Here is a 12,041-nt window from a genome sequence, read left to right on the forward strand (position 1 = left end):
GGAGGATGCATGAATGATTGAATTGCAGATTCAATGTAAAACCCAATGCAAAGGCATAATACCAGCCATAAAATATAGGTTAGACCCGGATCTTAGCTTGACAGTTACGCAAGGAGATGCCGTTCTTGGGGTTGTCCAAAACGTGATCGCAGCTGCAAGTGATCCCGGCTCCATCCCAGAGGAACTTGGAATATTAAGAATTGAGGTTATTCCTTTGTCTGAAACTGGGATGGTGGTGCAGCGTGGGACGATTTTTTGAAGGATTCCGGCCGCCGGCCGCTTCCGCAAAAGTCATTTGGCAGGAGCATGAGAGCCTGTTTCCGTTTAAATGCGGGCAATGCAAGCGGGAATTTCCGCAGGGCGGCAAGCGGTACCTGGCCTCATCCTTGTCGAACCATTCGCACCATGCGGCTGCCGTCCGTTGCGACGACTGCCATAATGGCATCGATCCGAATCGCCGGAAGGCGCCGGTGCTCGCCGAGCGCAGGACGGAGCTGGATTGACTTAAGTTAGGGTGGGAGGCCTCAATTCACTCCGGGGAACGCCGGTGGCCGGCAGAGAGCGAGCAATCAGTGGGGGCGACTCTGCAATGATATGGTGGCGGAATAGGTAGACGCTCGCGAGTGGATGCTCCTGCTACTAAGATCGCAACTTGGCGGCATGATCACTCGTTTACGGTAGAGCATCATGTATGGTGCAAATCCATACCCATATCAAGGAATCAAGGGAACGCTGGCAATGCCTTCAGGGTGTTCGGCGGCGTTCCCTCATAACGTAAACCCTGAGTGTGCATCCAGGTAGGCGAGAGCCGACAAGCGAGAATTATAGGCGGGTGTGAGACCGCCGGGTGCATGCGACCATGCCGATATACCGCGATGGGTCACGCGGGATAATAAATTTGGCCCTTATCAATTAATGCGGTGTCGGAATAGGTAGACGATAATCAGGTATAGGAGAATCATTAAGGGATGCGGGGATGTAGTTTAATCGGAAAAACAATCGTGATCATGTCGGGGATCGGGACGCCGTGAAACGATATATATGCCACGATACGGATGCGGGTTCGAGTCCCGTCGCCCCAGGCTTAATGAAACCAGAAGTAAAACGAGGCGTCCTCCCACGCCTATCCTATACTACGCAGGGTGCAAATCCCTGCCCGCATTCAAGTTAGGTGACCCGCGCAGCAGACCCGCCGAACATGTGCTGGATGAAACAGGCCGGACCTATAGCGATCCTCTGCGCCTCACATATAAAACGCGATATGCTGAGTACCATAAGGTTTTCTACGCCGCCTCGCAGAGGTCGTTGGGATTGACAATCGGGTAAGTGCGTAGCCGTTTGAGACGGAAAAGGGAAGGGGTCGCCCGCGCATCGCGACAGCCAGCAGCAGAATAGGGCGTGTTGAAACAAGAGTGCCTCACGTTGCCATCCAATATAATCCGGGGTCGAGTCCGGTGCATGTGAGGGTGGCAACGGCTGCTGATCAAACATCACTGAAAAACGGAGCTAGAAGGAGCAATCGCGAGATCGTGATTTTCGTTTTCAGGTCCGCTTTTTGCATTGTTCCACGGAAGCGAAATCAACCTAGACGGCCGAAAATGGCCGATTTTGAAGCACGGGGCGAAAAATGATTACGAAATATATATATTATACGTAATGAAGTTGATGAAAATAAGAGAATGGACCATAAGGACCATCCCCTTTCACTTTTTTAGCTTTCTATTTTGGGATCTTGATCTGAGGATGGAAAAATACCATAAAGTATCGAATTTCTCAATTCACGAGTTTCAAGCTCTTTTTGTCCAAGTTCCTGGAATCTCTGGTCAAATTGTTCGGGAGTGAATATGCCGGCATCTTCCAGTAAGCTAATTATCGTTCTTATCCGAAGTCGGTTCATAACTGCTTCCGAAGCAACAGCAGCTTGGATGTTATGATCTGCTGGCACATCAGGGTCTATTTCAGTCAATTCTATACGAACGTTGATTGGTGAAGATCCTAATGGCTCGCTGTACGATGATGTATGGTTTCCTACTTTTACATTTAAGTCAATTTCATCATGTGGAATCTCCAGACGAATCCTGTTCCTGCCGATTACTGTGTTGTAATTGTTAAACATTAATTGTGAATGAAGCGTTGCACGTACTTCAAATCTGCGAAGAGTCCTCCCGGTCGGGGGGCTTGTAACTGAGTTTTGCTCATTAAATTCGGCTTGCATGATAACGAAATCATCGAGCTTAACGATTTGCGGCAATGGACTCATCTCCTAATTTATGGCATCTGATTTTTAATTCTATCATAACTACCAACGAGAAAACAGGGAACGGCCTTCGGGTTCGTTCCTTTTTCTATAAATGATGAGGAGGAATCTGGGATGGAATTGAATCGGATTATTCATAATGATTGTCTGGTCGCCCTAAAACAGTTGCCGGCCAACAGTATCGATTCAGTCGTCACGGACCCTCCTTATGGACTTTCGTTTATGTCCAAGGGATGGGACACATTCGCCGGTAATAAGCAGTATGGTGAATGGTGCGAGCAATGGGCGCGTGAGTGCTTACGTGTGCTGAAGCCGGGCGGTTATTTGCTTGCATTCAGCGGCACCCGCACATATCACCGGCTCGCACGCGGCGTCGAAGATGCCGGTTTCGAGGTCCGCGACATGATCGAATGGCTTTATCTCTCCGGCTTCCCGAAATCGATGGATATCGGCAAACAGTTCGATAAGCAAGCCGGGGCTGATAGGAAAGTAATTGCGGAAGGACCGACGGTAAAACGAATGATTCCGGGTGCAGATCAAGATAAAACCGGCTCATGGATAAAGGACAACGGGAGAACATTTACCCATACGATCACTGCCCCGGCGACGGAGCTCGCCAAGCAATGGGATGGTTGGGGCACAGCGCTCAAACCGGCGCATGAACCGATTGTCATGGCGCGCAAGCCTTTTCCCGGTACCGTCTGCGCGAATGTCGAACTGTATGGTACAGCGGCTATCAATATCGACGGGTGCCGTATAGAGCGTGGCGAGAATGACCGTTATGACTATGGAGTGACCGGAAATCAAAGGGCAACAACTGGCCTATATGGCATTTACGGCAAGTACGGTGCTGTGGCTTATGAAGTGAACGAAGCAGGACGATTTCCCGCCAACTGCATTACAATCGATGCGGACGAATGGTACAGCCCCTACTTCAACATATCGCCTCAGGAAGTGAGTAAAAAGGCCAACAAGGCAGATCGTGGGGAAGGCAATACGCACCCTACAGTCAAGCCAATCGACCTTATGGCATGGCTTATTCGTCTTGTGACACCGCCGGACGGAGTGATCGTTGATCCATTCGCCGGCAGCGGCTCAACGCTTGCTGCGGCGAAAAGGGAAGGGTTCAACTATATCGGAATTGAGCGCGATGCAGAATCTGTTCAGATCGCGCGCGCAAGAACAGAAAGTGAAAGCATTCAACATCAGGCACTCGTTGATTCGGAGGACCCGAACCAGTTAGTGCTTTTTTAATTGATCGATCGGAGGTCAGTCGTGATGAAGTTCAATCCGGGGGATGAAGTGGTTATTGTGGGGGACCTGCTTAATTTGGGTCTCCCACTTAATGAATTGGCCATTGTTGTCTATGTAAATGTGAACCTCCTTGATTATCGCAATTACTTGATTCGCATTCCGAAGAAAAAGGCCGATCATTGGGTATGCGAAAAGGACATCGAACTCGCGTCCGTCGTAAATGCCCAGCAGGCCGATGTAGCAATGAGGGAGTATATGATCAACGTTTCACTGGAAACAAAGGACAAGGAGCTCTTCAACAAAGCAACTCAGTCCGGCGCCGGGTGGCAATAAAAAACGGGGAGCGATGATCATGCCGTTCAAACGATTATTACGCTGGATGCTGAGGCATGCAGCCTATCAGAGCGCTGGGTATCCGCAGAACCGAGACCAGCGCCGGAAGTATACGAAACGGAGATGGTAACAGTGCCAATAGATGGCGTAGTTCGTCAGATCGATGCCGCAAACGGCCAGTATATGGGTGGTCGTGTTGTTCAATGCTCCATTTCTGAACGGTGCTTTATAGAAAACGGCAGCCCCAATTTGGTGCCGGGAGCCCCGCGGAAGTGTTTGCTCTCAGTCGAGAATCATGGCAGTCGTTGCTCTGCATGGGAAAGTGATGTAACCAAGTGGCTGATTGATGCCGACATCAACAAAATCAAGCAATTACCGTAAAAAGGAGCCATCGTCATGACACAATGGGTGATGCAGAATGGTCTCGTCGTGCCAGAGGGCGTGACGATGGCCAAGTGTCTCATGGATGCGCAAAAGGAACGAACCGCGAGCGGCAAGTTTTTCAGTTTGGCCACCTACAACCAAGGCGCCGTCAGCTACGGATATACGAAGCCGGCCGATACGATGCCGTTCGATATGCTGCGGCAAGCTCGGGAAAAATCCTTGATCGATAAGATCATCATCAATGCTCGTATTACCCAAATGAAACATATCGCCAAGCGCGTAATCGTACCCGGCAAGCAAGTTGGTTTCCGGGTTGTGCATGAGAATTACGCAGACCCGAATTTCAAACCTACACCAGACGTAATCCGGCGCTGCAAAGAGATGGAAAAGATCGTCAGCAATGTCAATATGGAAGTTCATACCGCCGGATTTGTGGATTTCGCTGCGAACGCCATCGATCAAGAACTGACATACGACAGAAAAGCCATGGTCATCTTCCGGGACCGGACGGGCAACCCGATCATGTATCACCTAGTCGACGGTACCACTGTCCGCCCGATGCTGCTCGTGCTTAATCAATATATGCAAGACAAGAAAATCAAGAGTAAGGATGAAGCCGCCGACCGCTTCTATCGTGACTATCAGATCGATCTCACCAGCGCTGCCTATGTGCAGGTCATCGACGGTACACCGGTGGCCTCGTGGACGAAGGACGAGATGAGCGTCGACATTTCGAATCCTTCGGTCGAAATCAATAAATGGGCGTATGGCGCCGGCAGCTTGCTCGAGCAATCGATCGCAGCGACGGTGACATGGCTCAATGCCTGGGCCTACAATGATGGACTGTTCAATCAGGATAGCCCTGAGAGCATGCTGTTTCTTTATGGTGACGTCGATCCGATCGGGCTCGGGGCCTTCCAACGTCAAATACTGGATCAAACCGGTTCCGGCGATTATCAAAAGATCCCGGTGATTCCGGCTGATAAAGAATTTAAAGCGGAACTCGTAAAAATTCGCGAGTTGCCGAAGGACATTCAATTCCCAGAGCTAATGCGGATGAATATTCAGCTTAAGACGGCTGCCTATCGCGCGCATCCGAGTATTGTAAACTTCAGCGTTGATAAAGGCGGAAGCGGCGGACTGAACATTGGGAACAACAGCGAGGAAGAACTCGTTAAGCAAAGTCACGAGGAAGGCTTTCTCTCCATTTGCCACCGGCAAGCGGAGTGGCTAACGCGCGTCATCATCCGGCCGCGCTATGACGATCTGATCATGATTTACGACGTCGACCTAGAAGACGAGGCGCGCCGCATTGAACTTATCAACAAGCAATCAGAAGTCGCTATGACGTTCAACGAGGCACGCCGCGCGCAAGGCTTGAAAGGTGAACTGGAATACGGCGACGTACCCAACAATGCGAACTACATAACTGCTATGCAGGCGCTCATGGGAGCCAAACAGCAAGAAGCAGCAGCTGCTGCCGGTGGAGATGGACCTGATCCGATCGGCGATGAAGAGGAGCAGCGGTCGGCACTAGATGCCAAATCCAAGTCGCCGACGCAGCCGGAGTCGCCGAAGAAATTCGAGAAAAGCTCAGCCAAGAACGATGAGAAGTACCTGTATATTGAAATCGTGGAATAAGCAGGTGACGCAACTCCTTTTGCCGAATCTCGTAATACTGTGCAAAGGGGGTTGTTTCATTTGTGGTGTTTCTTAACGAATACGAATAATTCAGCAGCATTACAAGCCATCGGTTCAATTTTAAGTGTAGTTGTAGCTGCCTTAACCGTTATTGTGACGATTATATTAACCAGGACGAGCGTCGAGATTTCCAAACGACAAAAGGAAATTTCCGAGGAACTTATTCGAAAGCAAGATAGAGAAAATGAAGAGCTTAAGAAGAAAGTCAGCGCTGCGATACAATACAAGCTAATTCAAATCGAAAATGCACTTATAGAAATTAGATCACGATCAAATCCAAAGACATTTTGCGAGATGTCACTTGAAATAGAAATAAGTGAAGAAATGATCATCAAAAGTTACGATACTACAATGTATCATCGTATCATTTCATTTTGGAATGAAATTTTAGCGTTTCGACGAGATTATAGCGAAAATATGGATCCACATCATTTGCATCTCCATCGATATAACTATAACAATGGTTTCAATATGCCGATGACGCAGGCATCTTATTTAGTTCAAAGATCAGAAGAATTACGGGAAGAGCTTCGTAAAATATTCGATATTAATCAAGCCGGAACATAATTCGTTCCGGCCTCTTTATTTTGGGGGTGAATCTTTTGCAGGTTCGCATCAAGCGTAAAAACGTCGGTGATCGGGAGCTTGCAAAAGCTCTCACCGGTCTCATCCGGGGTGAAGGCATCGAAATGGACGTGATAGATCGTCTTTCCAAGCACGAGCACCAGGAGCCCATTCCGGAAATGTATATCAGAACCATCGTTGAACGCTTGAACCGATCCGTGCGGGCAATCCTTGCTTCGTTGCAGGACAACGTTTCCCTATGGTTCGCAGCGCAAGCAAATGTGCCAAAACGCACGTTTCTGAGAAAAGCGGACGATCCAAGGCCACCATTCCTCACCGACGAACAAATAGACGAACTACGGCGCCTCATTGAGGCGCATTTTCGTGTTGCCATCGGTATATCCGTTACGACGCCGAAAACATGGCAGAAGGCCGGCATTGAGCTGCCTGACGATGATTTGAATAGGTGGCTCACCCGGGCTTATGTGGCCGGCCGTCTGGCCGAGGTGCTGGATAACGGCAGCAGCTACGGCGAGATGATGAAACTGGCCAAGAAGCTTCGCATGAGTCGCCTTGATCAATTGGTGCTGGAGGCGGCCAAACAGAACGCCGGAAAATACATCAAGGGGTACGGCCGGAAGCTAGCTGACGTCGCGGAGGATGTGCTAGTGCAGAATCACAAGGCGAGCCTGCAGTCCATCGTGCAGAAATATTTCAGCGGCGAACTGAAACATACCACGTACAACGATCAAGGCTTTACGCCGGCCGAGGTCGAGCAGATGCTCAGTACCAATAAAGAGGTGCGCGGCTGGAAAGAACTCGCGACTGAGCTTAAGAACCGATTCAAAGCGGCCGACATCGGCCGGGATTGGGACCGCATTGCAGTCAGTGAGGTTCGTTTTGCAACCAACCTCGGCCGGCTGGTCAACATTCAGGTTGAAGGCGGCGGAGATCCGGAAGACATCGAGGTCTATTACCATGTGCAGTCGACGGCGTGCAAATACTGCAAGGAGCTCTATCTCGAACCAGACGGCACGCCGAAGATATTCAAACTCTCCGAGATCATGAACAACGTCATGAAGACCGGCGGCATGCAGACCGGGCTGCGTGCGGGGTTGATCGGAGAAGAAGGCGGCTGGGTGGCTAATGCACTTTGTCACCCCTGGGGGCATTGTTATCCGGTCCGTAAGAAAGCCGGCTATGACTTCGTACCAGTCGGAGGCGGCCCGGGTGATTGAAATTTGGGACATTTGGAGCCATATCGATGTCATTACAAAATCAAATGAGGTGAAAAACGATGTTGGGGAAACGACCGGAACAAGTTCTGATCAAAGGAGAAACGCAAACGACGAATTGCCCGAGCTGCGGAAAGAGCATCACGGTTGATTCGAGGACTACTAGTTACAATTGCAGTTGCGGCGAGTCTGTCAACTGGGGGCTGAGGAAATGAAACGGATAGTTCCGCTTGAAGAAAGATACTGGAGCAAAGTAAAGAAATCAGAGAATGGCTGCTGGGAATGGGCCGCTTCAATCGACACCCATGGGTATGGGCATATAAAAGTTGATGGAAGATTGAAGTTATCACACAGAGTAGCTTATGAATTAGCCTTCGGGACGATTCCCGAAGGCCTTCTTGTTTGTCATAAATGTGATAATAGAAGATGCGTGAATCCTGATCATCTTTTCCTTGGTACAAATGACGATAATGTCCATGACGCTGTTGTTAAAGGGAGATTACATACTCCACAGTACAGGGCAAAGTTAAGTCAAAGGATGAAAGGTTCTAATAACCCTTGCTTTAGAAAAGTCTATTCGCAGGAAGAACGAAAAATAATGAGCGAGCAAAGAAGAGGTACGAATAGTGTTTGTTACGGAAAGAAGCGATCTGAAGAGGACAAGAGGAAAATGCGTGAAGGATGGAAACGAAGGAAAGAGAGGTTGAAAGTTATAAATGAAAAATAATACACCATCAATAGGTAAAATATATGCGATTTGCGATCATTTCCAGCAGGAGACCGGGCAACCGGTACTGGCCAGCATCTTAAAGCAATCCTCCGGCGTCACGCGGGAGCAGTTGCGGAAATGGGTGCGTGAGGGGCGGCTGCAGGAATACGACGTTACTGGGCCGCATGGTCAAATGCAAAAGGGATATAGCCGGCCGAAGCCGGTAGAGGAGCGTGCATCCAATGGCTAAGTGGACGCGAGCTTATATTGATAGCCTCCCAGACTCCGCATTCTTGATTATACTGCCAGGGGGCGAGAAGGAAGACGGATTTACCGAACCGAGAAGCAAGCGTAAATTTCCGGTGCGGGACAACAACGGCAACGTCGATAAGGCACACTTGGACAATGCATTGGCGCGAATCCCGCAGTCGAATATCTCGGAAGAACTGAAAGCAAAAGCTCAGCGCCGGGCGGAGAAACTGCTGGAACAATTCAAAGGCGAAGGGCATGGAAATATGAAAAAGTCTCTCGGGAAAATGAGCTATAACGATCTTCGTAGCGAATTGCAGGCCATCGTTCAGCAAAAATACGGCCAAAAGAGCAAAGACGGAAATTATTGGGTGGATTATCCGTGGGTTGAGGATGTCTACGAAAATGAAGTCGTCGTTCAAAAAGATGGTCGTTACTACATTGCCGATTATTCAGTGAATGCGGACGGCAAAGTCACAATCGGTCCATTCTACAATGCAAGGAAGCTGTATAACAAAGACGGTAAGCAGCCGGTACACCGTATGGGTAAACCGAAACCAAGTAACGAGGTAGCGGTGGAAGCCAGCTCGAGATAGACTACTTCTCCTTCGAAAGGAACCAATTATGATATAATCATGATAGATAATTGGTTCCGTTAGAGGGTGAGTAAAATGCCAAAAGCGCTGGAATTATCTGGACAGAGATTTGGTAGATGGACTGTTTTACGTAGGGCAGACGCACCAAAGAATGGCTGCGTAATGTGGGTTTGCATTTGTGACTGTGGTACGCAAAGAGAAGTCACAGGGAAATATTTGAAAAACGGTCGAAGTCGGTCATGTGGATGCTTAGAAAAAGACGTATTTAAAGTAATGATCACAAAGCACGGACTCTCAAAAGAGAATCGAGCAGAGTATGCTACTTGGATCAGAATGAAGGAACGGTGTTTTAATAAAAATAACCATCGATTTAAAGAATATGGTGCCCGTGGAATTACTGTTTGCGATCGTTGGAAAGAAAGTTTCGAGAATTTCCTTCAGGATATGGGTAAGAAGCCATCTTCAAAGCATTCGATTGATAGGAAAAATAACGATGGGAATTACGAACCTTCCAATTGCAAATGGTCAATACAAACTGAGCAAACCAGAAATCAAAGAATTCGAAGAGATAATACAACGAACATTCCCGGTGTTACTTGGCATAAACGATTGAATAAGTACAGGGTTAGAATTTCTGTAGAAAACAAAAGAATAAGCCTTGGATGTGCGGATACATTAGAAGAAGCCAAGGAAATGCGATTAGCTGCAGAATCCAAGTATTGGGGCAAACAAACACTCGATTAAGTGATTGAGTGTTTTTTATTTTCAGGGGAAGGGGTGATTTTGTGTTCATTAAAAGAAAGGGACGAGTTTTCGTTAAATCCAAAAAAGAAGAAAAAACATATTATCCATCTGAGCGTTACGCTTACAAAGTGCATCATTCTAAGGATCCAATTTATATTCCGGTAAATCGAATTAACACCCCTTTCCAGACTGATGAAGCAATTGATGAGGAAAAAGTAAAAGAAAATATAGATAAAATCAATAACGGCGAGTATTTGGATCCTATCATAATTGGCTATAAAGATTACGTTTTGCATGATGGACATCATCGATTAGAGGCATCGAAGAGATTAAAATTCACACACGTTCCTTGCATCGTCGGCGGCCGTAACGAGCGGCGTGTCCAAGCAGCTGAAAAGCGGTACCGACGCATTTGGAAGAATGCTGAAGGATCGCCAATCATGACGGACCCTACGCACACGCTAACCATGTATCATGCCACATGGGAAAAGAGCTTGAAGTTCGTCGGGGATCGGCCAATCAAGAATTACAATCAGATCGGCTCTTGGTTTACGAGCGATCCGGAGAAGGCCCGGGAATATTATGGGCCTTATGTGCATGAGGTGCAGGCTCTTGTCCAAAACCCGCTCGAGGCTGATACCGACGATTTCGATAAGTTTTTTTACAATCCGGATATCGCCCCGCGGTATTTGAAATTAGGCAGCAAGAAGAGCAACGTGACCCGGGAAGACATGACGGAACTCATGGACAACCCGCGGTACATCAAGGAGTTCAAAAACGATCTTGTCCGGCGTGGCTATGACGCCATCGTGTGGAAAAATAGCACGATCGATCTTCCGCCGGATGGAACCGAAGGGCGCCATACGGTTACCATCTTGCTGCATCCGGAGAAGCAGATCAAAAGCCAGAAGCTGCTGCCGTCGGTTTCGAATGACCTGGGCAAGTCCACTGTCTTTGCCGGCGGCCGATTGCTGATTAAAAAGAATGGGGATGATTCTGAGGGCCGGTGGGTGACTATCCGCGGGCATCACGTTAAAATCAATAGCCACGGCGAAATCATCGAGGGAAATATTCCGGACTGGATGAAAGGGAAAAAGCTAAAGAGTCGTCCGGTTACTCAAGCCAGCAAGAAGCTGACGCCTTACGATACGCCGGAAGTCATTGCATCTCGGAATTACGTAAAGAAGTTGAGTTCTACCCATTTGATCAATACACCTGAACGGATCAAACTAAGAAAGCAAATCGTCGATAAACTATATGGTAAAGGAGCAAAGCAGAAAAATAGAAGAATCGATATTGTGATCGGCCCACCAGCAGCCGGAAAATCTTCAGTCTTAGCTGACCCGCTTGCCAAGCAGCATGGTGCTTTATTGATTGATGCAGACAAGGCCAAAGAAGAGTTGCCAGAATTTGAAGGTGGGCTTGGTGCAAATGCGGTTCATGAGGAATCTTCCGAAATCATCGAAGGAGAAGAAGGAGTTTTGATTAAGGCTCTCCGGAATGGGGATAATATAGTGTTGCCCATCGTAGGAAGAAGGGCCGAAAAGCTAAGAGATATACTCAATACATTTAAAGAGCTTGGTTATGAAGTCCACTTACATTTGAATGAACTTTCACCAGAAAAGGCAGCCCGGCGCGCTGTTGAACGGTTCAAAGAAGAAAAGCGTTTTGTGGATCCTCATTATGTATTACATGGAGTTGGCTGGAAACCTTCGGAAACCTATGATATATTAAAGAAGGAAGGAGGATTTGATTCTTATGAAAAATACTCTAATGATGTCCCAAGAGGACAAAAACCCATTCTCATTGAAAGGCATTCCAACTTGGGATCTGACGCAACAGCCTCCGGAAGACGTCAGACAAGAGGAACGGATTCTGAGGACTTTAAAAAAGGCTTTGAAAGAGAAGCAGGAAGCAGAAAAACAACAATCCTAGATGCTCACCGACGAGACGTTGGAAGGCATTTTTTATTTGTCCGGAAGTCCGTAGGCGGACTTTTTATACGAAAGTAGGTG

At 48.0% G+C, this 12,041-nt stretch carries 14 protein-coding genes and 1 tRNA gene; 14 read left to right on the forward strand and 1 reads right to left on the reverse strand.

From position 1 onward, the window contains the following. Positions 1 to 13: 13 nt before the first annotated feature. The 3 genes from SD70_RS02390 (at position 14) to SD70_RS35710 (ending at position 1,081) form a co-directional block, all read left to right on the forward strand. Positions 14 to 259 carry a hypothetical protein gene (locus SD70_RS02390; protein WP_041045317.1) on the forward strand — a complete coding sequence of 82 codons (246 nt, stop codon included), beginning with the start codon at positions 14 to 16 and terminating at the stop codon, positions 257 to 259. Further along, on the forward strand, positions 243 to 503 hold the full coding sequence (locus tag SD70_RS02395; RefSeq protein ID WP_041045319.1) for a hypothetical protein: 261 nt from the start codon (positions 243 to 245) through the stop codon (positions 501 to 503). The genes SD70_RS02390 and SD70_RS02395 overlap by 17 nt, the downstream gene beginning before the upstream one ends. Positions 504 to 972: 469 nt before the next feature. Continuing rightward, positions 973 to 1,081 (forward strand) — tRNA-OTHER (locus SD70_RS35710). Between the two features lie 630 nt (positions 1,082 to 1,711). Here SD70_RS35710 and SD70_RS02400 read toward each other — a convergent pair. Further along, a complete protein-coding gene (locus tag SD70_RS02400) occupies positions 1,712 to 2,251 on the reverse strand; it encodes a hypothetical protein (RefSeq protein WP_041045321.1) in 540 nt (179 codons plus the stop codon). A gap of 120 nt (positions 2,252 to 2,371) precedes the next feature. Between SD70_RS02400 and SD70_RS02405 the strand changes: the two genes are divergently transcribed. From SD70_RS02405 to SD70_RS32740, 11 genes are all read left to right on the forward strand, one after another. Continuing rightward, positions 2,372 to 3,511, forward strand: coding sequence for a DNA-methyltransferase (locus tag SD70_RS02405; RefSeq protein ID WP_052486981.1), 1,140 nt, complete (start codon positions 2,372 to 2,374; stop codon positions 3,509 to 3,511). Positions 3,512 to 3,532: 21 nt separating this feature from the next. After that, positions 3,533 to 3,844 carry a hypothetical protein gene (locus SD70_RS02410; protein ID WP_156157856.1) on the forward strand — a complete coding sequence of 104 codons (312 nt, stop codon included), beginning with the start codon at positions 3,533 to 3,535 and terminating at the stop codon, positions 3,842 to 3,844. A 396-nt stretch (positions 3,845 to 4,240) separates the two neighbouring features. Next, on the forward strand, positions 4,241 to 5,869 hold the full coding sequence (locus SD70_RS02415) for a hypothetical protein (protein WP_041045325.1): 1,629 nt from the start codon (positions 4,241 to 4,243) through the stop codon (positions 5,867 to 5,869). Positions 5,870 to 5,929: 60 nt separating this feature from the next. Then, positions 5,930 to 6,496 (forward strand): hypothetical protein, encoded by a 567-nt coding sequence (locus SD70_RS02420; RefSeq protein ID WP_041045327.1) that lies wholly within the window; start codon positions 5,930 to 5,932, stop codon positions 6,494 to 6,496. Between the two features lie 35 nt (positions 6,497 to 6,531). After that, positions 6,532 to 7,731 (forward strand): hypothetical protein, encoded by a 1,200-nt coding sequence (locus SD70_RS02425; protein WP_041045329.1) that lies wholly within the window; start codon positions 6,532 to 6,534, stop codon positions 7,729 to 7,731. Further along, positions 7,724 to 7,879, forward strand: a complete 156-nt coding sequence (locus SD70_RS35715; RefSeq protein WP_156157857.1) for a hypothetical protein — start codon at positions 7,724 to 7,726, stop codon at positions 7,877 to 7,879. The genes SD70_RS02425 and SD70_RS35715 overlap by 8 nt, the downstream gene beginning before the upstream one ends. Before the next feature lie 60 nt (positions 7,880 to 7,939). Beyond that, positions 7,940 to 8,455, forward strand: coding sequence for an HNH endonuclease (locus tag SD70_RS34455; protein WP_082053079.1), 516 nt, complete (start codon positions 7,940 to 7,942; stop codon positions 8,453 to 8,455). Further along, entirely contained in the window at positions 8,445 to 8,687 is a 243-nt protein-coding gene (locus SD70_RS02435; protein ID WP_041045331.1) for a hypothetical protein, read from the forward strand. Before SD70_RS34455 ends, SD70_RS02435 begins: the two co-directional genes overlap by 11 nt. After that, positions 8,680 to 9,282, forward strand: coding sequence for a hypothetical protein (locus SD70_RS02440; RefSeq protein ID WP_041045333.1), 603 nt, complete (start codon positions 8,680 to 8,682; stop codon positions 9,280 to 9,282). Before SD70_RS02435 ends, SD70_RS02440 begins: the two co-directional genes overlap by 8 nt. Before the next feature lie 75 nt (positions 9,283 to 9,357). Beyond that, positions 9,358 to 10,026 (forward strand): AP2 domain-containing protein, encoded by a 669-nt coding sequence (locus SD70_RS34460; protein ID WP_041045335.1) that lies wholly within the window; start codon positions 9,358 to 9,360, stop codon positions 10,024 to 10,026. Between the two features lie 41 nt (positions 10,027 to 10,067). Continuing rightward, positions 10,068 to 12,038 (forward strand): zeta toxin family protein, encoded by a 1,971-nt coding sequence (locus SD70_RS32740; RefSeq protein WP_052486982.1) that lies wholly within the window; start codon positions 10,068 to 10,070, stop codon positions 12,036 to 12,038. The last annotated feature ends 3 nt before the right edge of the window (positions 12,039 to 12,041 follow it).

This window comes from Gordoniibacillus kamchatkensis, from assembly GCF_000829455.1.
Lineage (GTDB): Bacteria > Bacillota > Bacilli > Paenibacillales > NBRC-103111 > Gordoniibacillus > Gordoniibacillus kamchatkensis.